This is a genomic window from Citrobacter sp. Cpo126 (assembly GCF_030332445.1).
Lineage (GTDB): Bacteria > Pseudomonadota > Gammaproteobacteria > Enterobacterales > Enterobacteriaceae > Citrobacter > Citrobacter portucalensis.
Genome location: NZ_JAOWHT010000036.1, coordinates 364,239 through 390,081 on the forward strand (window position 1 = coordinate 364,239; position 25,843 = coordinate 390,081).

Consider the following 25,843-nt stretch of genomic DNA (forward strand, 5'->3'; position numbering starts at 1 on the left):
TCAAACTCGCGTAGTGGAGTTTCGCTGTCATGCGCCTGGTGCAATTGTCCCGCCATTCTATAGCCTTCCCTTCACCGGAAGGCGCTTTACGCGAGCCTAACGGTTTGTTGGCGCTTGGCGGCGATCTCAGTCCAGCTCGACTGTTAATGGCCTACCAGCGCGGAATTTTCCCGTGGTTTTCACCTGGCGACCCCATCCTTTGGTGGTCGCCCGATCCACGCGCCATTCTTTGGCCCGAGAAATTTCATCTCAGCCGCAGCATGAAACGCTTTCATAAAAATTCGCCTTATCGCGTGACGCTCAATTACGCGTTCGGTCAGGTGATTGAAGGCTGCGCCAACGACCGGGAAGAAGGTACCTGGATAACGCATGATGTAGTGGACGCCTACCATCGCCTGCACGAGCTGGGCCATGCGCACTCCATTGAAGTATGGCGACAAAATGAATTAGTGGGCGGTATGTATGGCGTGGCGCAAGGTACGCTATTTTGTGGCGAATCAATGTTCAGCCGTCAGGAAAATGCGTCCAAAACCGCACTGCTTGTTTTTTGCGCTGAATTTATCCGTCAGGGCGGAAAATTAATCGACTGCCAGGTATTAAATAGCCACACAGCTTCGCTGGGCGCCGTCGAAACCCCACGTCGGGAGTACCTTGAACACCTGAGCAGACTGCGCCAGCAGCGGCTACCGAGCCATTTCTGGGTTCCCAGGACGTTATTTTCGCCTCAGAGGTGAATGTTTTCGGCACATTTTTTGTCGGGGTGTTATAATTGTCGCGCAGAGTTGGTTTAGCCCATTACCCCGCCGCCGTTAAGGAACAGTTCGCGTCAGGCAACGCCTATCGTTTATCTCCTCGTTCCCTTACACGTTGCGCTTTAAGTGCGGCTTTGCCGTGTGTGGTTAGAGTAATGCGCCAAACCCGATTTGCTGTGTTTTAAACGCACAAATCTTTACTTATTAAAAGAACTTCGGCATTATCTTGCCGGTTCAAATTACGGTAGTGATACCCCAGAGGATTAGATGGCCAAAGAAGACAATATTGAAATGCAGGGTACCGTTCTCGATACGTTACCTAATACCATGTTCCGCGTAGAGTTAGAAAACGGTCACGTGGTTACTGCACACATCTCCGGTAAAATGCGTAAAAACTATATCCGCATCCTGACGGGCGACAAAGTGACTGTTGAGCTGACCCCGTACGACCTGAGCAAAGGCCGCATTGTCTTCCGTAGTCGCTGATTGTTTTTAACGCCCGAATGGCGTCCAGATAATAAAAGGTCGGTTTAACCGGCCTTTTTTGTGGGCCAAGGTCAGGTATTTAATCCTCAATCATCCGCGCATATTCTTCCGTTAAGAAATCCACTAATGTGCGTACTGACGGCAATAATCCCCTGCGTGATGGAAAGACTGCGTGAATTATTTCTCGCTTCGGTTCCCAGCCGTCGAGCAATGCCACCAGTTCACCCGCGGCTACTTGATCTTTTACCATCAGCTGTGGAAGTTGAACTACCCCCACACCGGCAACTGCGGCTTCACGTAACGCCAGCATATCGGTGGTGATCATACGCGGCGTGAAATGCACCTCCGCACGTGCGCCCTGCGGCCCGAATAATTCCCAACGATGCACATGTTTACCCGTCGCCAGACTCAGGCCCGGCCAACGCGTCAGCTCCGCCGGAGAATGTAGCGTTCCCATTTGCTCGATTAACTGCGGGCTGGCATACAAACGATGCCCCCTGTCCGCCAGCACACGCATCACCAGGTCGCTATCCTCAAATGGTCGGGGCCTGACGCGAATCGCCACGTCCAGGCCCTCTCCAACAACGTCCACGCGGCGGTTAGTGGCTTCCAGTTGCACTGATACGTCAGGATAACGCGCCATAAAACGGGCAAGCATTGGCCCGATATGCACATGCAGCAGCGTGACCGGACACGTCAACTTCACCACGCCACGCGGTTCAACCTGTAACGCGGCAATCGCATCCTGCGCTGCCTGCGCTTCCACCAGCATCGCCTTACAGTGTTCGTAAAAGGTTTGCCCAACTTCCGTCACGTTAAACTGGCGGGTGGTTCGCTGAATCAGTCGAACTCCCAGCGTCTCTTCCAGTTGCGCTATCCGTCGGCTTAGTTTTGATTTCGGTTCATCAAGCGCCCGACCCGCCGCCGCGAATCCCCCTTCCTCTACAACATGCACAAACCATGCAAAATCATTGAGATCCGGCTTTGTCATTTTATTGTCCTATTAATGAGACAGTGAGGACTATTTTAGCTACTACTCAGCTCGCTGTCATGAATATAAGCTTATTCACATCAAGATAACGCCACAGAGGAGACACATATGAAACAAGTAACAGGCGTCTACACCGCACCTCGCCCGCACTGGGTTGGCGATGGATTTCCGGTTCGCTCGATGTTTTCTTACCAGTCTCATGCTGAACAGCTAAGTCCGTTCCTGCTGCTGGATTACGCCGGTCCACATACGTTTACGCCGGGTAACGAAAAACGCGGCGTAGGTGAACACCCTCACCGTGGTTTTGAGACGGTGACCATCGTTTACAGCGGCGAAGTTGAACACCGTGATTCAACCGGTCGCGGCGGCATTATCGGCCCCGGCGACGTGCAGTGGATGACCGCAGGAGCAGGAATATTACACGAAGAGTTCCATTCACCTGAATTTACCCGTCAGGGTGGCGAACTGGAAATGGTACAGCTGTGGGTCAATCTGCCAGCAAAAGACAAAATGGCCGTTCCGGGTTACCAGGGCATCAGCAGCGATGTGATCCCCACTGTCGCCCTGCCAGATGAAGCAGGGAGCGTTCGTGTGATTGCGGGCAGCTATCAGGATACAAAAGGCCCGGCACATACCTTCTCTCCGCTGAACGTCTGGGATATGCGTTTGCAACGTAATCATCAGCTCACGTTGTCCCAGCCGGAAGGATGGAGCACTGCCCTGGTGGTATTGAAAGGGAATATCACCGTAAACGGCACTACGTCTGCCAGCGAAGCGCAACTGGTGGTGCTGAGCCAGCAGGGGAAAACGCTGCATATTGAAGCCTCCAGCGACGCCAGCGTGCTGCTGCTTTCTGGAGAACCGTTGAACGAGCCGATTGTAGGTTACGGTCCATTTGTAATGAACACGAAACAAGAAATCGCTGAAGCCGTACGCGATTTTAACTCCGGCCGCTTTGGCCAAATCTGAATCGAAGGAGAAGAATATGTCCAGTCCTGCAAACTTTAATGGTTCACGTCCGGTCATCGATGTGAATGATTCCGTCATGCTGCTTATCGATCATCAGAGCGGGCTGTTCCAGACCGTCGGCGACATGCCAATGCCAGAACTGCGTGCGCGTGCCGCCGCGCTGGCTAAAATGGCGACTCTGGCGAAGATGCCGGTGATTACCACGGCATCCGTACCGCAGGGACCTAACGGCCCGCTGATCCCTGAGATCCACGCCAATGCGCCGCATGCCCAATATGTGGCGCGTAAAGGCGAAATCAACGCCTGGGATAACGAAGACTTCGTGAAAGCGGTCAAAGCAACGGGTCGTAAAACGCTGATTATCGCCGGTACGATTACCAGCGTGTGCATGGCTTTCCCGGCTATCAGCGCGGTTGCGGAAGGCTATAAGGTCTTCGCAGTGATCGACGCTTCCGGTACTTACAGCAAAATGGCGCAGGAAATCACCCTGGCTCGTGTTGTTCAGGCTGGCGTCGTGCCGATGGATACCGCCGCAGTCGCTTCTGAAATTCAGGGCACTTGGAACCGTGAAGACGCCGCCGAATGGGCGGAAGTGTATACCAAAGTCTTCCCGGCTTATCAGTTGCTGATCGAAAGCTACAGCAAAGCTCAGGAAGTCGTGACCAGCGGCGAAAAACTGGACTCTCAGCGCTAATCCTTTCCTCCGCGCCTGCCTGGGCGGAGGAATATGTATATTGCGTAACCAAACGAGAGTTAACACGTAAATTCTGCTTGACCGTTTTAGCGCAACTCCCTATAGTAGCGCCCCGTTGCCCCCCAAGCGGTCAGGCAGCAATACAATATGGTGAGGTGTCCGAGTGGCTGAAGGAGCACGCCTGGAAAGTGTGTATACGGCAACGTATCCGGGGTTCGAATCCCCGCCTCACCGCCATATTTTAAGAAGAGCTCGTACGAAAGTACGGGCTTTTTTTTCGCATGTTGCATTTGCCGGATGCGGCGCAAGCGCCTTATCCGGCCTACATTGCTACAGCCCTGAATATCTCCGTAGGCCTGATAAGCGAAGCGCCATCAGGCATGGCAGTTATTGTCGGCTGAGCAGCGTTAGCACTTCATAATGCGCAGTGTGTGGGAACATATCGAAAAGCTGGACGCGTTCAATGCGATACCCGGGCAACTCACGAATATCCTTCGCCATGGTTTGCGCATTACAGCTGGAATAAACGATATAATGCGGTGCCATGCGGGAGAGAAAATCGCACAGCGGCTTTCCAATCCCGCGACGCGGCGGATTCACCAGCACCAGGTCAGGTACTTCGCCCTGAGCGGTAGCAAACTGGGTTGAATCCAGCGCCTGAAAATGCAGATTCTGCAATCCAAGCTCCTGCGCTGACTGCTTCGCGCAGGTAATCGCCTCTGGCGCGATTTCAATCCCCGTCAGTTTCATTTGCGGTGTAGCACAGTGCAGACCAAAACCCCCGACGCCGCAAAACAAATCCCACATATGATTAACCGCAAGCTGACGCACCCAGTCACGCGCCGTGGCATATAATTGCCCCGCTACCGCCGGATTGGTCTGGAAGAAACTCTGCGGGCGGATCCACAACGGCACATCGTTAAAGCGTTCCGCCAGCGCCTGTTGTTCCGTCAGGAAGATTTCTGTCTCCCCTTCCATGATCGCCATATGCACCGGCTGAATATTGGCAGTGATCACTTTTAACTGTGGGAGTTGTGCCTGCAACCAGGGTAGCGCCGCGCGCAGCTGTGCCAGTTTTGCGTCAGAACGCAGGACAAAACGCAGCATCATACCGCCATCGAATCTGCTTTCCGTTAACAGCAGATATTTCAGCTCCCCGCGTTTGCGCGCCACGTTATAGGGCGTCAGCCCCGCCCGAGCGATAAACGGCTTAAGCGCGGCAAATACGGGCGCAAAAGACGCAGGATAGAGCGGACAGTCGCACAAGTCCTCAGGCGTACCGTCACGATGCAGCATTCCCAGCAGCGGTTTTTCCACGCTGCCGCTGACTACCATTTTGGCTTTATTACGAAACGCGCTTTCCGGACCACTGACCGGCGCGCACCATTCTCCGACCGGATACTCGGCCAGCAGATTCTGCAGATCGGCTGTTTTTTCGAAGAGTTGATCGGCGACAGGCTGTGTTATCCACTGACAGGAGCGGCAGCGTTCGGCGTCATATAGTGCGCACTGCATACAAAGACCTACAAATTAACCGGGGGCCAAGATTATACACGTTATTGCAAACGGAAGAACCGCCTGCTGGACGCAGGAACAAACAGCAGCAGCAATACCAGCATATCCGGCAGTTTTTGCATTACCAGAGTATGCAGGATTTCGCGTCTGGACTCCCCCGCAATACTGAACAGTTCGGGATATCCGTAGCCCAGCGAAGCCGCCCACAGATAGACGCTGGCGATAATCTGGGTCAACAGATAGATCCAGCGTGCCCAGTTCCGTCCTTTTACCAGCGAAAATGAGCAGTAAATTTCGATAAATAGCAGCACCAGACTGCCCAGAAACACCAGCGTCAAATTCCAGGTCTGCACACTGCGATGAATAAACTCACTGGTTCCACGAAACCCAAGCGTATTAAAAATCATCAACAGATCGAGACAGCGGATCATGATAATAGCCAGCGCCGCCACCTGCACCAAAGCAGGGACGTTTAAGCGAGCATGTGATGTGGATGATTTCTTAAAAAATCCCAACGCGTCGTCTTCCATGAAAACGGCGCAACCACCACAGCTGCGCCGTATAGACAGGTTGGCAGATTTTAGTTTTTTCAGCCGCGTCTTGCACGTTGGATATCGCGGATCCTTTGTTTTTCTGTTCGCGCCATCAGATACCACGCGATAAATCCGATAATTCCTACCACACCAAGGATCAGCGTCGCCAGGGCGTTGATCTCCGGGTTCACCCCCATACGTACGCTGGAGAACACCAACATCGGTAACGTTGTGGCGCCAGGACCAGAGACAAAGCTGGCAATAACCAGATCATCGAGTGACAGCGTGAAGGCTAATAGCCAACCGGAAATCACCGCCGGCATAATCATCGGCAGGGTGATGACGAAAAAGACCTTCAGCGGCGTGGCGCCGAGATCCATCGCCGCTTCCTCAATGGAGTGATCCAGTTCGCGCAAGCGTGAAGAAATCACCACCGCTACGTACGCCGTACAGAAAGTGACGTGCGCCAGCCAGATGGTCAGCATGCCGCGATCCGCCGGCCAGCCGATGGCGTGAGCCAACGCAACAAACAGCAGCAGCAGCGACAAACCGGTAATGACATCCGGCATGACCAGCGGCGCGGTGATCATAAAGGCGAAACCATTCGAACCACGAAAACGACCAAAGCGCACCATTACCACGGCGGCGATGGTGCCAAGGATTGCCGCCATCGTCGCAGCACCCGCAGCAATCGTTAAACTCATGCCGACGGCGCTTATCATCGCGCTATCGTGGAAAAGCTCGCCATACCAACGTGTTGACCACCCCGCCCAGACCGTCACCAGCTTCGAGCTGTTAAACGAATAGATAACCAACATCAGCATAGGCGCGTACAGGAAGGTAAAGCCCACTACCAGGATAAAAATACGCCACGGCGAGCGAACGACCGGTAAGTTATTCATCCGTGTTCCCCCACGCTTTTTTGCTGATATTTGTGGAACCACATGATCGGCACAATCAGTAGCAGCAGCATAATAATGGCGACAGCAGAAGCCACCGGCCAGTCGCGGTTATTAAAAAACTCCTGCCACAGCACGCGACCAATCATGATGCTATCTGGGCCGCCCAACAGTTCCGGGATCACAAACTCGCCAACAGCGGGAATAAACACCAGCATTGACCCGGCGATAATGCCGCCCTTGGTCAACGGCACAATCACGCTAAAGAAGGTCTTCAGCGGCCGGGCACCTAAATCCAGCGCCGCTTCCACCAGCGAGTAATCGATACGGGTCAGCGCGGTATAAATCGGCAGCACCATAAAGGGCAAATAGGCGTAAACAATACCGATGTAGACCGCCAGATTGGTGTGCAAAATCGTCAACGGTTGGTCGATGACGCCCAACCACATCAGGAAGTTGTTCAGCACGCCGTTGTTTTTTAGGATCCCCATCCAGGCATATACGCGAATTAAAAACGAGGTCCAGGACGGCAGGATCACCAGCAACAGCAGAATATTACGCGTTGAGGGTTTACTGTGCGCAACGGCCCATGCCAGCGGGTATCCCAGCAGCAGGCAACAGACAGTCGAAACTCCCGCCACCTGCAACGATTGCAGGTACGCATCAAAATAGAGCGGATCGTCCGTCAGTTGCAGGAAATTGCCTAAGTTGAGCGTGATGGAGAGCTGACCATCAGCCCATGAAACGAGGTCGGTATACGGCGGAATAGCGCGCGCCATTTCAGCCAAACTGATTTTGAAGACGATCAGAAACGGCAGCAGGAACAGGAGCAATAGCCACACATACGGCAGCGCGATCACCAGCTTGCGCCCGTGCTTCATTTGCAGCCGCGACATAAACAGCGTGAATCGCCCCGCTTTATCTACGCGTGCCGGAGGTTCAAGTGTACTCATCTTCGCTCCTTAAACCGTCAACACCACACAACTGTCCGCATCCCAACATAAACGGACCTCGTCACCCCAGGTTGGTAACCCTTTACGATAACGATGTTCATTTTGTAGCTGGGCGCTCAACATCTGGCCGCTTTTCAAACGTACGTGGTACACAGACAAATCCCCCAGATAGGCAATGTGCACCACTTCGCCTACCGCGAAGTTATAACCCTCTGGCGGAGGGGCTTCGCAGAGCATGATTTTTTCCGGACGCAGCGCAACATACACCGGGACGTTATCGACAACAGAAGCATCAGCGTCCACTTTCAGCGGATGCACCAGACCAGGAGACTCAATCACCAGACCGTCTTCCTGGCGTTCTTTTAGCAGTCCCTCAAAAACGTTTACCGAACCGATAAACTCTGCGCTGTAACGCGTAGTCGGATGCTCATAGATCTCTTCAGGCTCGCCAATCTGGACAAATTTGCCACGGTTCATGATCGCAATACGGCCCGCCATCGTCATGGCTTCTTCCTGATCGTGTGTCACCATCACGCAGGTCACGCCGACGCGTTCAAGGATATCCACTACTTCCAGTTGCATGCGGTCTCGGAGTTTTTTATCCAGCGCCCCCATTGGCTCATCCAGCAGCAGCAGTTTCGGACGTTTTGCCAGGCTGCGCGCCAATGCCACGCGCTGACGCTGGCCGCCAGAAAGCTGATGTGGCTTGCGTTTGGCGAACTCCTGCATATGCACGAGTCCCAGCATCTCATTCACCCGACTGGCGATTTCAGCCTTCGGCAGTTTGTCCTGCTTGAGGCCAAAGGCAATGTTCTGCTCGACAGTCATGTGCGGAAACAAAGCGTAGGACTGAAACATCATATTAATCGGACGCAGATAAGGCGGGACATGCGCTAAATCGACGCCATCAAGCATGATTTGCCCAGTAGTCGGCAGTTCAAATCCCGCCAGCATCCGTAGCAGAGTCGATTTGCCACAGCCGGACGCGCCGAGCAGAGCAAATATTTCACCTTTGTAGATAGTAAGATTGACGTCATCAACGGCGTGCTGACCGTCAAATGACTTGGTCAGATTGCGAATTTCAAGCAGCGGGGTCAGCGCTTTGCGGATTTTCGCTTGTGGGCGTGGGGTTGCATCATTCACTCAGGTGCTCTCCGGCATAAAACAAAGAAACGGTGCAAATAACGCACCATAACGGTGCGTATTGCCGGGTTATATGTGTCCGGGCTCAACGCTGCCCGGCAGGCAAAAATCCTGCCGGGTCATGTCCCAAACATCGGTTTATTTTCCGCTTTTTACCTTCGTCCATGCGCGGGTACGTACACGATCGATCTTCGGATCCTGTACTTTCAGTGTGAACAGCTTGGCGCGAACATCCGCAGGCGGGTAAATGCCCGGGTTGTCACGAACTTCCTGGCTGACCAGTGCTGTCGCTTCTTTGTTGGCATTGGCATAGAACACGTGGTCAGAAATATGCGCAATCACATCAGGGCGCAGCAGGTAATTGAGGAACTGATAGGCTTCATCTTTGTTTTTCGCATCGGCTGGCATCGCGAACACGTCAAAGAACGCCATTGCACCTTCTTTAGGAATGGAGAATGAGATATTGACGCCATTTTTCGCTTCTTTCGCACGGTTTGCCGCTTGCCATACGTCCCCTGCCCAGCCAATCGCGACGCAGGTATCACCGTTTGCCAGGTCGTTAATATATTGCGAGGAGTGGAAGTAGCGAATATTTGGGCGCAGCTTCAACAGCAGATCGGTTGCTGGCCCGGTGTAATCATCCGCTTTGGTACTGTTTGGGTCTTTACCCAAATAGTTCAGCACCGTGGCAAACACCTCTTCGGGCGCATCGAGGAAAGAGACGCCGCAGCTTTTGAGTTTTTCCAGATTTTCTGGCTTGAGGATCAAATCCCAGCTATCAACCGGCGCATCCGGCCCAAGCACCGCTTTGACTTTATCCACGTTATAGCCAATACCGGTCGTAGCCCACATATACGGCATCGCGAACTTGTTGTCCGGATCGTGTTTACCCACCAACTTCAGCAGTTCAGGATCAAGATTTTTCCAGCCCGGCAATTTGCTCTTATCCAGCGGCTGGAATACGCCCGCAGTCAGTTGACGCTCAAGGAAGCTGGCTGAAGGAACGACAAGGTCAAAGCCGGTACTGCCAGCCATGAGCTTACCTTCCAGTACTTCATTGGAATCAAATACGTCATAGATAACTTTAATTCCGGTCTCTTTTTCAAAATTAGCCACCGTATCCGGGGCAATATAATCAGACCAGTTATAAATATGCAGCGTTTTTTGTTCAGCAGCGAGCGTGCCGGCAGAGACGGCCATCAGAGCACCCGCAACCAGGCCTGATAACCATTTTTTATTTAAGGCGGTCATAATCTCTTTCCTTCTGAAAGTTCGTTAACAAACGAACAAAAATGTCACACTCTAATGATATGCAAGAAACGTGCATATTCTTTCATGCGGCACCGATGAAAAGAGAGACCTCTCCTCATGCCGCTGTTGCTCGCTGGCATCCGCCTATGCATTCAACACACATTGTGGCCACAGGTCAGGTCACAAGGGGCTGTTTAAATGATGACGTTGGTAAGCTTCGCAAGAATAACTTTAGCCAGGAATTGTGGATATAGCCCAGATTAAAAAACGTCTTTTATCAATTTTTTATGCAGGAATTGTCTATGACATAAAGCGGAAGGCGCTGAATCGAGGTGAATAATTCTTTAATGAAAGGTTAAATGCAGAATAAAAACAGGCAATACGCAACCGCTCTGGCAGCGGCTGCGCAATATATGTCCAGATTCAGGAAGAATTAATGGAGGAAATGAATTTCAGCGGTACTGTTTTGCGCATCTTCTTCAGCATTAAATAACAGCTGATGCGCTCCGGCTTCGAGGATCACCATCGATATTTGCTCTTCGCTCTGGCGAACAAAACATTCAAACTGCTCAAAGGTTACGCCCGGCGTAACGGATAAAGACTGGCAAACCACCAGCTTTGGCAGATTATCATCCTGCATATCCAGAAACGCTTTCACCGTCAGTGAACTGGCATTGATCGCAGACAGATCGGCTGCCAGTGGCAGCAATGCAGAAGGTCTGACTTCCGCCATCGCAGAAAACAGAATGACGTTATCGACCAAATCAACTTTTGCATCAAAGATGCCGTCAAAATTCTGCATGTGTGGCAAGTGCAGCGCCTGACAGGTATCGCATTCAAAAAAACTCATGCCCAGGTCGTCGAGCCATTGACGCAACGTATCCAGAGTGGGAACGACCAGTGATGTCATAATAATGTGCGACCTCTATTGATGAAAAAAATACCGGCGCAGCTTACGCAAAAAGAGCGTGTCATACCACGATCGCAATCGATATTGCGCTTAGCCGCCGATTTTAAGACAAAATTCAGGAGTAGCATGGCGCTCGATCCACTGGATCATTTTCGCGGCAATGTCTATTCCAGTGGTTTTCTCCACGCCTTCCAGCCCCGGAGACGCGTTGACCTCCATGACCAGTGGCCCTCGATCAGCGCGCAGAATATCAACGCCTGCAACGTCCAGGCCCATCGTCCGGGCGGCTTTGAGCGCAATTTCTCTTTCGCGCGGCGTGATACTCGCAATAGTCGCCACACCACCGCGATGGAGATTAGAACGAAAATCGCCCTCTTTAGCCCGTCGTTCAATGGCGGCCACTACTTCATCGCCCACCACGAAACAGCGGATATCGCGCCCCTTCGCTTCTTTGATATATTCCTGAACCAGGATATGGGCATTCACCCCACGAAACGCATCTACCACGCTTTCAGCAGCCTGCCGCGTTTCCGCCAGCACCACGCCAATACCCTGGGTGCCTTCAACCAGTTTCACCACCAACGGCGCACCGCCAACCATGTCAATCATGTCGCTGGTATCGTCCGGAGAGTGAGCAATTCCGGTGATGGGTAAATCAATTCCCTGACGCGCCAGCAGCTGTAGAGAACGCAGCTTATCGCGCGCTCGCGTAATCGCTACCGATTCATTCAACGGATAGCTACCCAGCATCTCAAACTGGCGCAGCGCCGCCGTCCCATAAAAGGTAATCGCGGAACCAATCCGCGGGATCACCGCGTCGAAATGGGGAAGCTGACGGCCCTTGTAATGAATAGAGGATGCCGCCGGGCTAATGTTCATATAGCAAGAAAGGGGATCGATAACTTCAACCAGGTGACCGCGCTGCATCGCCGCTTCACGCAGGCGTTTACAAGAATAGAGCGTTCCGTCCCGGGACAAAATGGCAATTTTCACCCTGCACCTCTCTGAATGACCTGGTAAAAGCTGGCGTATCATACACTGGGTTAAAATCTTTAGCGCGTGGCCCATCCCTGTTTATGCAAATATTCCAGGATAAAGGGGCGACTTTCTTTAATGATGGTACGGCGAATATGATCGCTCCAGGTGTCGCGGCGGGTATTGCTGCCTCGGGTCAGATAGTACTGCGCGAGCTGCTCATCATATTGCGCCAACACATCACTGTTGAGTGGCTGGTATTGGTTTTCATGCACCACAAGCGACGCGGGCAGCCGCGGCTTGATATCCGGGTTATCTGCAGGCCAGCCGAGGCACAATCCAAAGAGCGGCAGAACATGTTGCGGAAGCTTCAGCAGTTCGGTGACCGGCTCAATATTGTTACGCAAACCGCCAATAAACACGCCGCCAAGTCCCAGCGACTCTGCCGCCGTCAATGCATTTTGCGCCATCATTGCAGTATCAACCACGCCCAGCAGCAGCTGTTCCGCCAGCCCAAGTTGCGCGTCAGGGCAAATCTGCAAATGACGGTTAAAATCAGCGCAAAACACCCAGAACTCAGCGGCCTGAGCCACATGCTTTTGGCCGCCAGATAAGGTAGCCAGTGATTCACGCAGGGATTTATCCGTTATGCGAACGATCGTCGTGCACTGTAGAAAACTGGAGCTTGACGTTCCCTGAGCGGCGGCAATAATCGCCTCACGCTGTGCATCCGAAATGGCATCATCAGTAAAATGGCGAATGGAACGGTGGCTGCGGAGTAAATCAATGGTTGGAGTCATCTCTTTTGTCTCTTTCTGAATCAGTTGAATCACCGGGTGCGCGAGACATCAGTTGCGGTGCCAGCAGTTGAGCAACACGCCACATCAACGCCACCGCAGCAGGGAGCATCAGCAGTACGCCCAGAAATATCATCACCACGCAGGCTAACGGGCTGTTAAGCGGTGCGGGCAAGGTGAGGTAATCGTTAAGCGATAGCAGCGCCAGCGATAACAAAACCATCCCAATTATTTCCAGCATCAATACGCTTTTGGGTAATACACCAATTGTGCGCATACGCGGCCTCCCGGCGAAATGGCTTCCATTATAAAACGTTCCGGCTTGCCGTGTTTAACAGATATAGCTTGAGGATATCAAAGCAACAGGCTGAACCTGCTTTCCATCCGTCACAAATCGCGGCATCATAACCAGTATTGCCATCCGGCCTGATAAGTTCGAGGAGAAAGAGATGTTTGCCGTTATTTTTGGTCGCCCAGGGTGCCCGTATTGCGTGCGCGCAAAAGAATTAGCAGAAAAATTAAGCAGTGAGCATGACGATTTTAACTTCCGCTACATTGATATCCATGCTGAAGGAATTACCAAAGCAGATCTGGAAAAGACGGTAGGTAAGCCAGTTGAAACCGTTCCGCAGATTTTTGTCGATCAAAAACACATCGGCGGCTGCACGGATTTTGAAGCTTGGGCAAAAGAGAACATGAATCTGTTCGCCTGATAGCGGTTTCTACGCCCTCACCTTGAGGGCGTCATCAGTTCTTTTTCCGCCGTTGATGCTGATTGAATAAGCTACTGATAAATAAAAAACATAATGCGCCAAGTGCGCACCAAAACACCGCACTAAACAACCACGCCAGCTCTTGCCACAATGAACGCGTCGGCATAAAAACGAACCGCATCAGTAACAGGCAGCACGGCGCCGCCAACATTGCACCAAGCAGGGGTTTGAGCACTTCCCGACGATGGGAAAAAAAGCTTGCCGCAGCACCAGGTAAGATAAAAAACAACAATCCGACCTCAGGATGCCCTGCCGCTCTGAATGCCCCTTTCACGTTCAGCGTTAATGAAAGACACACCACAATAAAGAGCACAAAGCAGCAGACCGCACTCGCCCAACTTTGCTTATGTTTCAATCGTTCCTCCTGACACATTCTCTATCGAACACTCTTTTCGCCCGCAGGCGTCCAGTCAGATAAAGTAACTCGGCATTCCATGCCAAAAACACACCCACACGATTCTTATAGCCGTTGATACGTAATGAGATTAAACTAACCGCATATATTGTTATGCTGCATTATTCGGGGCTGTGTACGATGCTATCGCCCCTTAATTTCTGGCAAAAACATTAGCGTAAATTGCCATTTCTTTCAATAGCTTACTAGTAAACAAGAAGTTAGTCTCCGTGAATATAAACGTCGCAGATTTGTTAAATGGGAATTACATCCTGTTATTATTTGTGGTCCTGGCTCTGGGCCTGTGTCTGGGCAAATTACGTCTGGGTTCAGTCCAACTAGGTAATTCCATTGGCGTTTTAGTGGTCTCCCTATTATTAGGTCAGCAGCACTTTAGTATTAACACCGATGCATTAAATCTCGGCTTTATGCTGTTTATTTTTTGCGTCGGCGTCGAAGCCGGTCCCAACTTTTTTTCGATTTTTTTTCGCGATGGGAAAAATTATCTAATGCTTGCCCTGGTGATGGTCGGTAGCGCAATGCTGATCGCGCTGGGGCTGGGTAAGCTATTTGGCTGGGATATCGGCCTGACGGCGGGTATGCTGGCTGGCTCGATGACCTCAACGCCGGTGCTGGTCGGCGCGGGTGATACCTTGCGCCATTCAGGAATGACAGGGACACAACTTTCAAGCGCTCTCGATAACCTGAGCCTGGGTTACGCCCTCACCTATTTGATTGGTCTGGTCAGCCTGATTGTTGGTGCGCGCTATTTGCCGAAACTCCAGCATCAGGATCTGCAAACCAGCGCCCAACAAATCGCGCGTGAACGAGGTCTGGACACCGACGCCAATCGTAAAGTGTACCTCCCGGTGATCCGCGCCTATCGCGTTGGCCCTGAGCTAGTGGCATGGGCCGATGGCAAAAATCTGCGCGAACTGGGTATTTATCGCCAGACCGGTTGTTACATTGAACGCATCCGTCGCAACGGCATTCTGGCCAACCCGGATGGTGATGCGGTGTTGCAAATGGGCGATGAGATAGCCCTGGTGGGTTATCCGGACGCCCATGCTCGCCTCGATCCCAGCTTCCGTAACGGTAAAGAGGTGTTCGATCGCGATCTGCTCGATATGCGCATCGTCACTGAAGAAATTGTGGTGAAAAACCACAATGCCGTTGGTCGTCGCCTGGCCCAGTTGAAACTGACCGACCATGGTTGTTTCCTGAACCGCGTGATCCGTAGCCAGATTGAAATGCCTATTGATGACAACGTCGTACTCAATAAAGGCGACGTGTTGCAGGTCAGCGGTGATGCTCGTCGCGTGAAAACCATTGCCGATCGTATCGGCTTCATTTCCATTCACAGTCAGGTGACCGATCTGCTGGCCTTCTGCGCCTTCTTTATCATCGGTCTGATGATCGGGATGATCACCTTCCAGTTCAGTAATTTCAGCTTCGGCATCGGGAATGCGGCTGGACTGCTGTTCGCTGGGATCATGCTGGGCTTCCTGCGAGCCAACCACCCCACATTTGGCTATATCCCACAGGGTGCGCTGAATATGGTGAAAGAGTTTGGCCTGATGGTATTCATGGCAGGCGTCGGTTTAAGCGCAGGCAGTGGCATTGGTAATGGCCTGGGTGCCGTCGGTGGTCAAATGTTGATTGCCGGTCTGGTAGTCAGCCTGGTTCCGGTTGTCATCTGTTTCTTGTTTGGTGCTTACGTATTGCGCATGAACCGTGCCCTGCTGTTTGGTGCCATGATGGGCGCACGTACCTGTGCTCCGGCAATGGAAATCATCAGCGACACCGCACGCAGCAACATCCCTGCGTTAGGTTATGCAGGGACCTACGCGATTGCCAACGTTCTGCTGACATTAGCGGGGACACTCATAGTCATTGTCTGGCCAGGCCTTGGTTAGCGCTGAAATATTCCCTTAATTGAAAAATTTTTGCAGGTAAGCAGAACTTTTCTTCAAGGCGTCAGTCATAACTATTGCCACTGCTTTTCTTTGATGTCCCCAATTTGTGGAGCCCATCAACCCCGCCGTTTTGGTTCAAGGTTGATGGGTTTTTTGTTGTCTGAAATTCATCCCCCTTCCAATCAACCACTTAGATAACTTCTTTTTCATGTGTGGCGACAAAATGGCGACAGCGCTTTTGTTATGGCGGCACCAGACGTACAAAACCCGCCAGCGGCGGGTCAGTATTAGTAAGCAAATTGTTCCTGCATACCCTTTGGATGAGGCGGTGCTGCGCTGATTTTTTGAGGACGGCATACTGAGCGCACAAAAGTCTCATGCGTCACGAAAGTATGCCCGCATTCGATGTTAGTGCACTGGTTGTAGCGTTCTTTGGTTTCATTGGAAACCTGGAAGCTGCTTCGGGTATGTGCAGCCTGCCCGCACATAGGACAATTCATCATAATAATCAGCCCTAATTGTTAACCAGTTCGCAATAATGATACATCATTGTTCGCAATTTGGAACTAATCATTCCATTGCGAACTCATCTATTTTCACTTCAAGCTCCATGCTGGTCGTAAATCCATTATCCGGGCTGACAGAATGCGTCAGGGTGGTAATGGTCCATTCTGCATCATCGATCGGCTGCTTAAACCCCGTCACCTTCACCGGCATTTCCGTATAGAGATCAGCCCGCCCCTCAGCGAGCTGCAGGGAAAATGAAGCAACCCCACGCTGCAGACGTTCCCACTGCATTTTTGCTGCGCGCTCTGCATTGCTCCGGTTGGCATAGGTACGATTAAGAACCAGCACGTTTTCATCCGTTCCCACCAGATAATCTCCCTGTTTTGCTTCCGGCTCTTTGGGGGTGGTGGTTTTCTTTTGACGACGCTTAACACTAGTTGTCTCTTTTTTCCTGGGTTCACGCGTATGCAACCAGCTGGCAATAACACCGGTATAGGCACCACGATCAGCAAGGGTGAACCGATGACCGTCACCGACTTTGCGCGTGATGGTGATAACCGGCAGCGGCTTACAGCTTGCCGTTCTTCCCTGTCCCTGCCGGATAAACAGCAGATTCCCGTCCTTAACGGAAGCAATCGCCCCATACTGTCTCGCCAGTTTCATCAGAAAACTTGCATCGCTTTCATTGGTCTGGTCCAGATGATCCAGCGCCTTATCCGTCAGGTCTTTACCCAGCGCCATTTTGAGGTTATGCCGGGCGGCGATTTCCTTTACCACCTCCCCCACCGTTGTCTGATGCCATGATTTTTCGCGCCGTGTATTGAGGGTTTCACGGAAATCTGCGCTACGCGACCGGATGGTCAGCCGGTCAGGGGCACCGTCATCCAGCCCCATATCCACATCCACCGCGCCCGGCATACCGCCGCCGCGATACTTCTCAAACTTGCGGGTGAATTTCGGCAGGGTCAGGGACTCAACGATCCCCTGCCAGTTGTTCCCGTCGTTGAACAGGTTCAAATGTTTTAACTTGCGTGGTAATGCCATGTATCCCCCTTATGCACTGACACGGCTGGCAAAATCGACCAGGTAGCGAGCGGTGATGCGCTGGCGCAGCATCAGATTTTCAAGCGGCGGCACAGGCGTGTAGTCGTAGTCGATGGTGAGCTTCCCGGCTTTCAGAGAGTCTTTATCGTTCACTGACTCATCCAGCCAGCAGTCAGCCCCGATGAGGTATCCCTGATTCACCAGGCTGCGTAATTTGGCGCAAATACCTTCGATAATGTCGCGGGCCAGTGACGGATTCAGTGGCTTATCCACCGCCCACATATGCCCCTCTGCAATCGTGTAAGCCAGCACCTGCGCCGTGCAGGTGTAGTTCTCAAACGCAAACAAGGGATCGTCACTGAGGCAGCGGGAACCCCAGAAGCGGAAGCCGTCTTTGCAGATCAACGTGGTGACGTCATTCTGGTTCAGCAGTCCCGCATCCGTTGCCGGGTCCTGCAGATCCCAGAACACATCGGCTGAAATACCGGTGACACCGTTCACACCCACGTTGGACAGGGTTTTGTGCCAGCCGGTCTGTTCGTCGATTTTGGCGCACAAACCGAGCGCACGGGCGGAGGCGTAAGCCGTTGCATCGGCTTTTAGCACGGTGTCAAAGTTGATGAAATCAGGCCAGATCAGCATCCCTTCTCGCTGGCTGAAATTGTCCCGGTAAGCAATGGCTTCTTCCACCGTCTTGCAGCCATAGGCGGACAGGTAGGCAAACCCGCGCAGGCTCTGTGCAACACTCATCAGCTCAGTGGCAACCGCCTGCGTGTCGTGCCCCGGCACACCGAGAATTCGCGGCTTAACTTTCAGCTGCGACTGCGCAGAAAGCAGCGCTTTCATACCCGTTTTTTTACCGTCGGACGTGACGCCACCGATAATATTGGAGGTGGTTTCCGCTTCGGTTTCGCCCTGCGCCACGCGCACAACAACCGTCATGGGTTTTGACTGGTCGGCAATCGCATCCAGCGAACGGGCCAGCGTGCCGGACTCGCCTGCTTTACCGCTGGCCTCCAGCACATCCGTCAGCAGAACCGGCTTATTGAGAGGGAATACGGACGCATCAGCATCATCGCCGGTGCAGACCATGCCCACGATAGCGGTGCTCACCGTGGTGATAGATCGGGTGCCCTCGTTGACTTCAACAACGCGCACCCCGTGGTGGTAATCCTGAGCCATAAGGCAGTCTCTCCGGTTTACAGGGGGTCTGCTTATGTTCCTAATCTTTTACGTGCGGCACACGCTGTGCAGGTTGTATAGAAAATGACACAACAGGTTATTCGAATGGGGAAAAACATGTAAATCAACCAAACCCACATGAATTTATATTGTTTTTTATATCCCTATTGATGGTACTATTAAGCACCTTCTTTCCAGTCAGACGAACTCACGTACAATATGAAAAGAGACATATCTTTAGATCTGTTACGTATAATTTGCTGTATTTTTGTAATAGGTATTCATGTTACACCTGATTATGCCTATACTGTTACCAGCCATCAAAGTGAGAGTGTTCAAATTCAAACTCTTTTCACCCAATCCTTTGTGCGTATTGGGTTACCAATATTTTTCATGTTAAGTGGATACTATCTACTTAACAGAAACGACAGCAATCCTTTAAGTTTCTACAGAAGAAGATTACCTGCTATTATCTTACCATTTATAATATACTCCCTTGCGCATTACTACATAATTAACTGGAATAACGGAACGCCCACAAGTGTTATTGAATATTTAATCTTAATATCGAAAAGCACCGTATCATTATCAGTACACTTTTGGTTTGTTTATGCTATTACCGGCCTGTACTTAATAGCACCTGCGATACAGTACATCATTAACAAAATTCCACAGAGCGATAGTTTTAAAGTAATAATAGCTTTATCAATTCTATTTTACTATTCATTATATTCGTATTCATTCAGTCAATCTTTTACATACTACCATCATTTAATCCCCGTACAAAACTTAGACACATGGGTGTTATACTTCATTATTGGCGGTCTTTTGAAAAGGATTCAAATGAACACAAACATTGTAATTTACAGCATACCAGCCTTATTTTTAATTCATGTTGCAACAGTGTATCTAAGCGTCAATAAATATAACTTTAACATATTCCCTTATGATTCTGGATTGAATATGTTGCTTATATGCTCAGCTATATTATTGTTGTTTTCCAGAATAACAATTAGCACTAACAAATCAGCCACTTTGCTAATTGAAAAAATAGCACCTCTTACATATGGTGTTTATCTAATACATGTATGCGTCTTTAGGGTTTTAGAGAAACAATTCAATATACCTTTTATAGTGGACAATATTTTATTAAAAACAACATCCCTATCCCTTGTTATATTTTTAATAAGCCTTATTTTAAGCCTCACTCTTGATAAAATAATTGTCAACCCACTTCTAAAAATATTTCGTTAACAACGGCTTTGCCGGAAAAACCACATTCGAGGCTTTTGATGGATCAACAGCCTCTAACTCGTCCAGATAGTCAAGCCATACGTTATACATTTTCATTTCATTTGCATCAAGTCGTCCGAGCACAGCTTTTCCAGGCCATTGTCTGTCGTTTATGTACGCATTAGCCTGGTTTATTCTCGCTGCTTTTTCTGCAGTGGCCTGCTTAACCAGTTCATCCTGTGATGGTGGCGGCGCGTCAACCCAAGCTGGCATCCCATCAACACCTGCCCCCAGAACTTTCCCGTCAGGTGGCTGACCTGTATATTCATCTGAAACAGATAATGCAACATCAATACCTTCCTCGGGCCACATCCCGTTCGCCTCATATTCCGGTTTCAAAAAATACGCCAGCAATCGAATATTTTTTACATCCCAGATATAACCATCAATACGATTAGATTCAGCTTTTGATTTTTCGTTGGTCATAGTCAGTACCCCAGCACAAAAAAGACAGCATCAGACGTTTTGGCGTCAGGGCTGGTACCTGACGCCAGACAGGTAACGGCATCAAACCCTGTGTTTGTTACGCTCTCGCATGAGGTAACAATTTGTGCGTATGTCATTTTTGTACAGAAGGCCCCCCACACTCCATTCGGGAATGGTGTCGGGTAGGTAACGGCGAGCGACTGAGGAACGCCGATAGTCGTGCTGTTAGGGAGGTTCCGCCTGAATACCTGAATAATGAGTCCGTTTGGCCCTTTAACCAGCAGATTATCAGACCCTTTACCCGTCAGCGTAAAAAACTCATGTCGGGTATCTGATTTGCTTCAGTTCCCACTTCCCGTTTCGCCGCCTCTCCTAAACCAAGGTTTTTGAGAAACGCTGAAACGTCTGAAATATCAGCACCATTAGCGGCTTTATCCATTTTCCCGACAAGGGCATTTGTCATAGTGGTGGCAAAATTTGGATCGTTTCCCAACGCAGCCGCCAGTTCATTCAGTGTTTCCAGCGCCTCCGGCGACGAACCGACCAGCCCGGCGACGGCAGATTTCACAAACGCGGTAGTGGCAATCTGTGTATTGTTAGTCGACTGAACTGCAGTAGGAACTGTTGGCGTTCCGGTCAGAGCCGGGCTTGCCAGCGGGGCTTTCAATGCCAGCGCATTGTTAATGGTGGTACTGAAATTCGGGTCATTATTGATAGCTGCTGCAATTTCTTTCAGAGTATCCAGCGTTGCCGGTGCGCCACCAATAAGGGCAAGAATAGCTGCCTGCACAAAGGCCATGTTTGCAAGCTGCATGGAATTATTGCCTGCCACCGCCGTCGGCGCTTTTGGCGTGCCGGTGAGTGTCGGACTGTCTTTTGGTGCATACTGCGAATGAGGATCAACAGCAGCAAGATGCTTTGCCATCAGGTCATCCACATACACCTTAAGCTCCAGCACCTTGTCATCCACATATTTGCGGGTTGCCAGAACCACTGCAGGATCTATTTTCAGGGTGATGTTATCGGTGCTGCTGGTAATCAGTACCATACGCACGGTTTGCGTGCGTCCGCTGCCCTCCGCCAGCTTCGGCTTGTAGCTCTACGGGCAGTTTCCCACAGCGATCAGTGCGCCAGTTTCATCAAACAGGCCGACTTCACGAATCCACCACCCGCCCTTATTTTCCGGGATCACCTGCTCAGCAATAATCTGGCTGCTGTTCTGCGGGTCGATATACAGCATATTCAGCGCTGCACGGCGCTCCTCAGCAACTAATGCTGTCTGTTGTGCGTTGGTGTGGGCAGCACACCGCCACCGCTACCCACCGCCATATGGGTAATTTTCAACAGGACACCGAGCGCGGCGGCGCTTGCCAGTTTCGCCGCGCCGATATCCGTCAGCAGGGTGTAAAATTTTGCGCTCATGGGTTCATTCTCATCGTGTCAATAACATGGACCGCCCCGCCCTCGTATGCGGTGCCGCCGGAAATAATGGTTTCATTGATATACGGGTAGATCGTGATTTCTTCGCCGGTGTAGGTGGCTGCGGCCACAAAATACGGGCCACCTGTCTGCAGGTTGATGGACATGCCTGTCAGATGACGGCTGCACGGTTTGGCGTCACCGATCAGGCGCTCCGACTCCAGATAGGTTTCTTCTGTTATGCCCTGGTCCTGCACGCCAATATCCAGACGGAACGTCCCCGGCGTTTCGCCGGTCTGCCACCACTCAATGATGCGGATCAGGAAGCCGAATGGCTCCACCACGCGCCGCACGGCGCTGGTTGTCCCCTTGTGATGATGAATATAAAAAGCGTCCTGCACAACACGGCGCTTGACGCTTTCTGTCCAGCTTTCATCCCAGCGGTCAACAGAAAACACCCAGGCCAGATAAGGCAGGAATCTGATCGGACAGGTTGCCGGATTCCACAAATCACGCAGCGATACCTGCAGATCGGAAATCCCGCTGCAGGTCTGCGCCAGTCTGCGCTCAAGCGGCGACGAACCCGGCGGCAACAGACTATTCATCCGTACCCCCGTTGGTGACGCTCCACTCTGTACAGGACGCCGCCTGCGTCTTATCCAGTACCACATCCTCCAGAGAGGACGTCAGCTCCACACGCTGGACACCCTCTACGTGCAACGCGGCATAAATGGCGCTGCGGCGGATATCACGTCCCAGCCGCGTCTGACTGGCGATGTATTTCTGCAGACTGGCTTTTGCTTCTGCCATCACCGGCTCAGCCTCCGGCCCCGGATAAAGGAAGATCGTTGCGTCCACGCTGTACGGAATAATTTCAGCGCTGCGCACCGTCAGGCGGTCTGCCACCGGGCGAACCTTTTCACTGTTAAGCGCCTGCTCAACCACTGCCAGCAGGTCAGCCCCTGCCGTACCGTCACCCTCGCGGCTCAGTACGGTAAGCACCACCTCTGCCGGAGCAGGACTGGTTGCGCTGGCATCAGCCACGCGTCCGTCGGCGCTTCTGGCATGGAACTCATAGGCTCCCGTCGGCCCGGCAACAGACACCCCCTCAAATGCTGCAGGAATGCGCTGGCGTAATGCTTCATCACTTTCCATCACTGCGGCGACCGGCGGTACCGCGTCATTATCGGCAGGGACTACCGTCAGGCGCTTCACGTTGCAGTTGCCTGCCAGTTGCTCAAGGTCATTTCCCATGGAATAGGCCACCATGACCGCCTGCGCAGCCTCATTAATTCGCTGGCGCAGCAGGATTTCGCGGTAAGTATTCTCCTGCAGCAGTTTGGTGACGGGTTCTGACTCCAGCGCTAACGTGCGCATAACGGCCTCCTGTTCATCAGCCGGATGGAGAGCCACAAAGGCGGCCTTGCGTTCTGCCAGCAATGCCTCAAAGTCCGGCACGTCCACAATCTGCGGCGGCGGTAGCCGGGAAAGGTCAATGACTGCCATTGTCTGCTCCTGTTGATACGGAAAGGGAAACCGGTGCGCCGTTATTGCCGTGTCCGGTAAGTTCAACTGCCATAGAGCCGTCAAAATTACCGTTGATAGTGATGGAGTCCAGCGTAATGCGCGGTTCCCAGCGGTTCAGCGCCACATAGACCGCAGACATAATCTGCAGGCGCAGCGCCGGGTTCTGCGGCTGGTCAATCAGAGCAGACAGCAGGGAGCCATATTCCCGACGGGCAAGACGGCTGCCCTGCGGCGTCAGCAGAATATCCCGCACCGACTGGCGCAGATGGTCTGTATCTGCAATGGCCTGCCCGTCATTCCTGCTCATACCGATATACAACGTCATACCGGTCCCCCCGTGTTGTCGCCGCCTTTCAGAACACCAGTATGCTCATGGTCATCAACTACGATACCGCAGGAAATCATCGCGCCACCGCCTTGAGTGACGCCACCATTGATCACCACCTCGCTGTTAATGCGCGTGGTGTCAGCCTCCACCACAAACTCACTGGTTTTGTAGGTGACGCTGTCTGATGCCTCGATCACCATGGATTTGATGCCACGCACGTACCAGCATCCGGTGGAGGGTTCGTATTCAAACCAGCCGCCGTCGTCATACGCCGTCACGTTGCCGTCCTCAGAGTCTGAGGGTGGCGGAAACTGATTTGAGTAGGCGGCAGGCAGGGCAAAGGCGGTTTCCAGATTGCCACCCAGGCTGAACAGCACTACCTGCTCACCTACAGACGGTTTCCACCATGTCGGGATTTCCCGACACGGCAGGTCAGCCAGTTAATCCAGTTGGTTTCAAGGTCGCCCGTTTTCACCCGGCACAGCCAGTTAACCCGGTCCACTTCCGTTACAGTTCCGGTGCGGATCAGGTTGGTGATAAGGCGCATGATTTCGGTGAGTTGTGCGTTCATGAAGGAATGTTGACTTGTTACGCTTAGATTGGGCAACTGAACCGAATTGTTTTGTTATCTACACAATGAATAGGCCGCTTACTCACAGACATTGAGTAAGCGGCATTAATAATATATTTAGTACTTCCAGTACAAGATGGTTTCTCTTGATCACATAAGAAGCAAAATTATTGGCAATACTATAGCTAAGAATTCATTAATTCCCCTAACAACCTGAACCACATTATTAGATTGTGCTAAAAACTCATTATTCCTTTCAATTGCCTCCTGTAATTTTGATGTGTTTCTTGAAAATTCATCAATAATCGCTTGATAATTAGCATGATCCAGTATGGCAATAGCCTCTATTAATTTCGTAAGGTTATCACTGTACAGTGCCTGATCCTTTAAACTCATGGATGTCAGCTCGGCATCAGAGTATTGATAAAATTTATTCCTCACATTCCTTAAACTATCCACAGTATACTGAATTAGTTGCTGCTCTTGCTCAGTCATTTTTAACCCCCGCAGATGTATCAGTAGATAAAGAATCCACAAATGCTGCAAACTGCTGAATTTCGACTCTATCTTGCAATGCTGAAATTGAAGCTCCTTCACCATTAGTAGTTTTATAAAGCAGATCTAACATTGTATCTGGAGCTGTTTTAACAATGTCAAAATGAGCTAATTTAGATTGAATAGTTATCCATTCCTTTCGTTCTTTCCCCCATGACTCTGCATTTAGATCTTTCACATGTTTTATATATGGTTCTTTTACACTATTAGCATAGTTATTGTCAGAATAATCCTTGAGATTACCTATATATACACTACTAAATGCAGCGAGAGCTTTTTTATGGATGATTAACTCTTTTGCTATGTATGGCGTAGCTTGTTTTAAGGATGTACTAATCTTACCTGCCTTGTACGCTTTAGCTGCGTTTGATGTAATCTGATCAATGTAACCTTTATCCTCATCACTTAACTTATTAGTCCCAAACACCTTATTGCCTGAGTCAACCTTCGTGACAAGTGATGCACTTTCCTCAGAAATTTCCTTATCGGACTTATCGTTGGCCATTTTCTTTAATGACGTGAAATACCCTGATGTTAATGCAACTCGAACTTTAATCGCTTCAAGATCTTTTGCTTCAGTTATAGTTTTATCATCTTCAAGCTTCATTTGTGAAGACAACTTACTTGGTGTTTGATTTACTGGAACCTTACTATAATGCAATAATGCGAAATTACTATATTCTGTCGTATAACCAATAACCTTACCAAAAAAATTATCCATTGAGGATGAATAAACGATTCCAGCATCAGCAAGATTATTACTGTCATCTATAGTTTTTGAAGCACACCCAGTAAGGAAAAGGATAGGAATAACAGCGAAAGCGAATCTAGCCATATTCAACTCCAGAGCAAGCTGTATGAGTTCAAGAAAGGAATAAGAACCGCATCAATTACATACAAAAAAGCCCTCATTTATATCACATTAATCATATGAGAACCCGAGCGAACTTTTTTATCATATTTACAAGATAGATGAGCATTGGCGGATTTCAATAGGCCGTAATAATTATTTAATCGCATTAATCAATAAATTGTACACT

At 50.8% G+C, this 25,843-nt stretch carries 27 protein-coding genes, 1 tRNA gene and 3 pseudogenes; 8 read left to right on the forward strand and 23 right to left on the reverse strand.

Translation table 11 applies throughout. The annotated features are described in order from the left end of the window. Positions 1-29 precede the first annotated feature (29 nt). Both aat and infA read left to right on the forward strand, forming a co-directional pair. Entirely contained in the window at positions 30-734 is a 705-nt protein-coding gene (aat, locus tag OGY17_RS16125) for a leucyl/phenylalanyl-tRNA--protein transferase (protein ID WP_048235731.1), read from the forward strand. Positions 735-1,019: 285 nt separating this feature from the next. After that, positions 1,020-1,238, forward strand: a complete 219-nt coding sequence (infA, locus tag OGY17_RS16135) for a translation initiation factor IF-1 (protein ID WP_002211347.1) — start codon at positions 1,020-1,022, stop codon at positions 1,236-1,238. Positions 1,239-1,317: 79 nt separating this feature from the next. On the opposite strand, the gene OGY17_RS16140 is transcribed toward infA, so the two are convergent. Next, complete coding sequence (locus OGY17_RS16140; RefSeq protein WP_003831675.1) at positions 1,318-2,229, reverse strand: LysR family transcriptional regulator; 912 nt, start codon at positions 2,227-2,229, stop codon at positions 1,318-1,320. A gap of 108 nt (positions 2,230-2,337) precedes the next feature. Between OGY17_RS16140 and OGY17_RS16145 the strand changes: the two genes are divergently transcribed. The 3 genes from OGY17_RS16145 (at position 2,338) to OGY17_RS16155 (ending at position 4,129) form a co-directional block, all read left to right on the forward strand. After that, a complete protein-coding gene (locus OGY17_RS16145; RefSeq protein WP_003831674.1) occupies positions 2,338-3,198 on the forward strand; it encodes a pirin family protein in 861 nt (286 codons plus the stop codon). A gap of 16 nt (positions 3,199-3,214) precedes the next feature. Then, positions 3,215-3,892 (forward strand): isochorismatase family protein, encoded by a 678-nt coding sequence (locus tag OGY17_RS16150; RefSeq protein WP_003831673.1) that lies wholly within the window; start codon positions 3,215-3,217, stop codon positions 3,890-3,892. Between the two features lie 149 nt (positions 3,893-4,041). Further along, positions 4,042-4,129 (forward strand) — tRNA-Ser (locus OGY17_RS16155). Positions 4,130-4,279: 150 nt separating this feature from the next. Here OGY17_RS16155 and rlmC read toward each other — a convergent pair. The 10 genes from rlmC to OGY17_RS16205 all read right to left on the reverse strand — a co-directional run bounded on the left by rlmC (position 4,280) and on the right by OGY17_RS16205 (position 13,145). Continuing rightward, complete coding sequence (gene rlmC / locus OGY17_RS16160) at positions 4,280-5,407, reverse strand: 23S rRNA (uracil(747)-C(5))-methyltransferase RlmC (protein WP_286607786.1); 1,128 nt, start codon at positions 5,405-5,407, stop codon at positions 4,280-4,282. A gap of 41 nt (positions 5,408-5,448) precedes the next feature. After that, positions 5,449-5,937, reverse strand: a complete 489-nt coding sequence (locus tag OGY17_RS16165; RefSeq protein WP_267452225.1) for a YbjO family protein — start codon at positions 5,935-5,937, stop codon at positions 5,449-5,451. Between the two features lie 59 nt (positions 5,938-5,996). Beyond that, on the reverse strand, positions 5,997-6,842 hold the full coding sequence (gene potI / locus OGY17_RS16170) for a putrescine ABC transporter permease PotI (protein ID WP_008784246.1): 846 nt from the start codon (positions 6,840-6,842) through the stop codon (positions 5,997-5,999). Next, positions 6,839-7,792, reverse strand: a complete 954-nt coding sequence (gene potH, locus OGY17_RS16175) for a putrescine ABC transporter permease PotH (protein WP_043015734.1) — start codon at positions 7,790-7,792, stop codon at positions 6,839-6,841. The genes potI and potH overlap by 4 nt, the downstream gene beginning before the upstream one ends. A 9-nt stretch (positions 7,793-7,801) precedes the next feature. Next, complete coding sequence (potG, locus tag OGY17_RS16180) at positions 7,802-8,935, reverse strand: putrescine ABC transporter ATP-binding subunit PotG (protein WP_003831665.1); 1,134 nt, start codon at positions 8,933-8,935, stop codon at positions 7,802-7,804. Positions 8,936-9,073: 138 nt separating this feature from the next. Continuing rightward, positions 9,074-10,186 (reverse strand): spermidine/putrescine ABC transporter substrate-binding protein PotF, encoded by a 1,113-nt coding sequence (gene potF / locus OGY17_RS16185; protein WP_125363330.1) that lies wholly within the window; start codon positions 10,184-10,186, stop codon positions 9,074-9,076. Between the two features lie 433 nt (positions 10,187-10,619). Further along, positions 10,620-11,096 (reverse strand): type III secretion system chaperone family protein, encoded by a 477-nt coding sequence (locus OGY17_RS16190; protein WP_003831662.1) that lies wholly within the window; start codon positions 11,094-11,096, stop codon positions 10,620-10,622. A 90-nt stretch (positions 11,097-11,186) separates the two neighbouring features. Then, positions 11,187-12,089 (reverse strand): 30S ribosomal protein S6--L-glutamate ligase, encoded by a 903-nt coding sequence (gene rimK, locus OGY17_RS16195; RefSeq protein WP_003831660.1) that lies wholly within the window; start codon positions 12,087-12,089, stop codon positions 11,187-11,189. A 59-nt stretch (positions 12,090-12,148) separates the two neighbouring features. Continuing rightward, positions 12,149-12,871: a nitroreductase NfsA gene (gene nfsA, locus OGY17_RS16200; protein WP_008784243.1), complete on the reverse strand. Its 723-nt coding sequence runs from the start codon at positions 12,869-12,871 to the stop codon at positions 12,149-12,151. After that, entirely contained in the window at positions 12,855-13,145 is a 291-nt protein-coding gene (locus OGY17_RS16205; RefSeq protein WP_208744495.1) for a YbjC family protein, read from the reverse strand. The genes nfsA and OGY17_RS16205 overlap by 17 nt, the downstream gene beginning before the upstream one ends. A 172-nt stretch (positions 13,146-13,317) precedes the next feature. Between OGY17_RS16205 and OGY17_RS16210 the strand changes: the two genes are divergently transcribed. Beyond that, positions 13,318-13,581 carry a GrxA family glutaredoxin gene (locus OGY17_RS16210; protein WP_003035358.1) on the forward strand — a complete coding sequence of 88 codons (264 nt, stop codon included), beginning with the start codon at positions 13,318-13,320 and terminating at the stop codon, positions 13,579-13,581. A 34-nt stretch (positions 13,582-13,615) separates the two neighbouring features. On the opposite strand, the gene OGY17_RS16215 is transcribed toward OGY17_RS16210, so the two are convergent. After that, positions 13,616-13,996, reverse strand: coding sequence for an inner membrane protein YbjM (locus tag OGY17_RS16215; RefSeq protein ID WP_003035356.1), 381 nt, complete (start codon positions 13,994-13,996; stop codon positions 13,616-13,618). A 269-nt stretch (positions 13,997-14,265) separates the two neighbouring features. Between OGY17_RS16215 and OGY17_RS16220 the strand changes: the two genes are divergently transcribed. Further along, positions 14,266-15,951, forward strand: coding sequence for an aspartate:alanine antiporter (locus OGY17_RS16220; protein WP_003831652.1), 1,686 nt, complete (start codon positions 14,266-14,268; stop codon positions 15,949-15,951). Positions 15,952-16,238: 287 nt separating this feature from the next. Here OGY17_RS16220 and OGY17_RS16225 read toward each other — a convergent pair whose 3' ends face one another. The 3 genes and pseudogenes from OGY17_RS16225 to OGY17_RS16235 all read right to left on the reverse strand — a co-directional run bounded on the left by OGY17_RS16225 (position 16,239) and on the right by OGY17_RS16235 (position 18,684). Continuing rightward, positions 16,239-16,454 (reverse strand): ogr/Delta-like zinc finger family protein, encoded by a 216-nt coding sequence (locus OGY17_RS16225; RefSeq protein ID WP_058842448.1) that lies wholly within the window; start codon positions 16,452-16,454, stop codon positions 16,239-16,241. Between the two features lie 67 nt (positions 16,455-16,521). Then, positions 16,522-17,508: pseudogene (locus OGY17_RS16230) on the reverse strand (contractile injection system protein, VgrG/Pvc8 family); the annotation flags it as partial. Positions 17,509-17,511: 3 nt separating this feature from the next. After that, entirely contained in the window at positions 17,512-18,684 is a 1,173-nt protein-coding gene (locus OGY17_RS16235) for a phage tail sheath protein (RefSeq protein ID WP_234102540.1), read from the reverse strand. 219 nt (positions 18,685-18,903) lie between these two features. Here OGY17_RS16235 and OGY17_RS16240 point away from each other — a divergent pair, with 219 nt between their 5' ends. Beyond that, complete coding sequence (locus OGY17_RS16240) at positions 18,904-19,938, forward strand: acyltransferase (RefSeq protein ID WP_234102542.1); 1,035 nt, start codon at positions 18,904-18,906, stop codon at positions 19,936-19,938. Here the strand turns inward: OGY17_RS16240 and OGY17_RS16245 are convergent. The 8 genes and pseudogenes from OGY17_RS16245 to OGY17_RS16280 form a co-directional block, all read right to left on the reverse strand. Beyond that, a complete protein-coding gene (locus OGY17_RS16245; RefSeq protein WP_234102544.1) occupies positions 19,921-20,403 on the reverse strand; it encodes a tail fiber assembly protein in 483 nt (160 codons plus the stop codon). The two genes, OGY17_RS16240 and OGY17_RS16245, sit on opposite strands and share 18 nt — an antisense overlap. A gap of 2 nt (positions 20,404-20,405) precedes the next feature. After that, positions 20,406-21,825, reverse strand: a pseudogene (locus OGY17_RS16250) (phage tail protein). After that, a complete protein-coding gene (locus OGY17_RS16255; protein WP_234102546.1) occupies positions 21,822-22,427 on the reverse strand; it encodes a phage tail protein I in 606 nt (201 codons plus the stop codon). Before OGY17_RS16255 ends, OGY17_RS16250 begins: the two are co-directional and overlap by 4 nt. Continuing rightward, positions 22,420-23,328, reverse strand: coding sequence for a baseplate assembly protein (locus OGY17_RS16260; protein WP_234102548.1), 909 nt, complete (start codon positions 23,326-23,328; stop codon positions 22,420-22,422). The genes OGY17_RS16255 and OGY17_RS16260 overlap by 8 nt, the downstream gene beginning before the upstream one ends. Then, positions 23,315-23,674 (reverse strand): GPW/gp25 family protein, encoded by a 360-nt coding sequence (locus OGY17_RS16265; RefSeq protein ID WP_234102556.1) that lies wholly within the window; start codon positions 23,672-23,674, stop codon positions 23,315-23,317. The genes OGY17_RS16260 and OGY17_RS16265 overlap by 14 nt, the downstream gene beginning before the upstream one ends. Then, a pseudogene (locus OGY17_RS16270) lies at positions 23,671-24,248 on the reverse strand (phage baseplate assembly protein V). The gene OGY17_RS16265 and the pseudogene OGY17_RS16270 overlap by 4 nt, the downstream one beginning before the upstream one ends. A gap of 150 nt (positions 24,249-24,398) precedes the next feature. After that, on the reverse strand, positions 24,399-24,743 hold the full coding sequence (locus OGY17_RS16275; RefSeq protein ID WP_286607796.1) for a hypothetical protein: 345 nt from the start codon (positions 24,741-24,743) through the stop codon (positions 24,399-24,401). Further along, positions 24,736-25,638 carry a hypothetical protein gene (locus tag OGY17_RS16280; protein WP_234102560.1) on the reverse strand — a complete coding sequence of 301 codons (903 nt, stop codon included), beginning with the start codon at positions 25,636-25,638 and terminating at the stop codon, positions 24,736-24,738. Before OGY17_RS16280 ends, OGY17_RS16275 begins: the two co-directional genes overlap by 8 nt. Positions 25,639-25,843: the final 205 nt, after the last annotated feature.

Coding starts and splice junctions, on each gene's coding strand:
- OGY17_RS16225 (WP_058842448.1), bottom strand. CDS start 16,454: ATGATGAATTGTCCTATGTGCGGGCAGGCTGCACATACCCGAAGCAGC.
- OGY17_RS16235 (WP_234102540.1), bottom strand. CDS start 18,684: ATGGCTCAGGATTACCACCACGGGGTGCGCGTTGTTGAAGTCAACGAG.
- potF (WP_125363330.1), bottom strand. CDS start 10,186: ATGACCGCCTTAAATAAAAAATGGTTATCAGGCCTGGTTGCGGGTGCT.
- OGY17_RS16165 (WP_267452225.1), bottom strand. CDS start 5,937: ATGGAAGACGACGCGTTGGGATTTTTTAAGAAATCATCCACATCACAT.
- OGY17_RS16245 (WP_234102544.1), bottom strand. CDS start 20,403: ATGACCAACGAAAAATCAAAAGCTGAATCTAATCGTATTGATGGTTAT.
- rlmC (WP_286607786.1), bottom strand. CDS start 5,407: ATGCAGTGCGCACTATATGACGCCGAACGCTGCCGCTCCTGTCAGTGG.
- OGY17_RS16210 (WP_003035358.1), top strand. CDS start 13,318: ATGTTTGCCGTTATTTTTGGTCGCCCAGGGTGCCCGTATTGCGTGCGC.
- potI (WP_008784246.1), bottom strand. CDS start 6,842: ATGAATAACTTACCGGTCGTTCGCTCGCCGTGGCGTATTTTTATCCTG.
- infA (WP_002211347.1), top strand. CDS start 1,020: ATGGCCAAAGAAGACAATATTGAAATGCAGGGTACCGTTCTCGATACG.
- OGY17_RS16275 (WP_286607796.1), bottom strand. CDS start 24,743: ATGACTGAGCAAGAGCAGCAACTAATTCAGTATACTGTGGATAGTTTA.
- OGY17_RS16150 (WP_003831673.1), top strand. CDS start 3,215: ATGTCCAGTCCTGCAAACTTTAATGGTTCACGTCCGGTCATCGATGTG.
- OGY17_RS16280 (WP_234102560.1), bottom strand. CDS start 25,638: ATGGCTAGATTCGCTTTCGCTGTTATTCCTATCCTTTTCCTTACTGGG.
- OGY17_RS16255 (WP_234102546.1), bottom strand. CDS start 22,427: ATGAATAGTCTGTTGCCGCCGGGTTCGTCGCCGCTTGAGCGCAGACTG.
- OGY17_RS16265 (WP_234102556.1), bottom strand. CDS start 23,674: ATGACGTTGTATATCGGTATGAGCAGGAATGACGGGCAGGCCATTGCA.
- OGY17_RS16190 (WP_003831662.1), bottom strand. CDS start 11,096: ATGACATCACTGGTCGTTCCCACTCTGGATACGTTGCGTCAATGGCTC.
- OGY17_RS16140 (WP_003831675.1), bottom strand. CDS start 2,229: ATGACAAAGCCGGATCTCAATGATTTTGCATGGTTTGTGCATGTTGTA.
- aat (WP_048235731.1), top strand. CDS start 30: ATGCGCCTGGTGCAATTGTCCCGCCATTCTATAGCCTTCCCTTCACCG.
- potH (WP_043015734.1), bottom strand. CDS start 7,792: ATGAGTACACTTGAACCTCCGGCACGCGTAGATAAAGCGGGGCGATTC.
- OGY17_RS16205 (WP_208744495.1), bottom strand. CDS start 13,145: ATGCGCACAATTGGTGTATTACCCAAAAGCGTATTGATGCTGGAAATA.
- OGY17_RS16260 (WP_234102548.1), bottom strand. CDS start 23,328: ATGGCAGTCATTGACCTTTCCCGGCTACCGCCGCCGCAGATTGTGGAC.
- OGY17_RS16240 (WP_234102542.1), top strand. CDS start 18,904: ATGAAAAGAGACATATCTTTAGATCTGTTACGTATAATTTGCTGTATT.
- nfsA (WP_008784243.1), bottom strand. CDS start 12,871: ATGACTCCAACCATTGATTTACTCCGCAGCCACCGTTCCATTCGCCAT.
- OGY17_RS16145 (WP_003831674.1), top strand. CDS start 2,338: ATGAAACAAGTAACAGGCGTCTACACCGCACCTCGCCCGCACTGGGTT.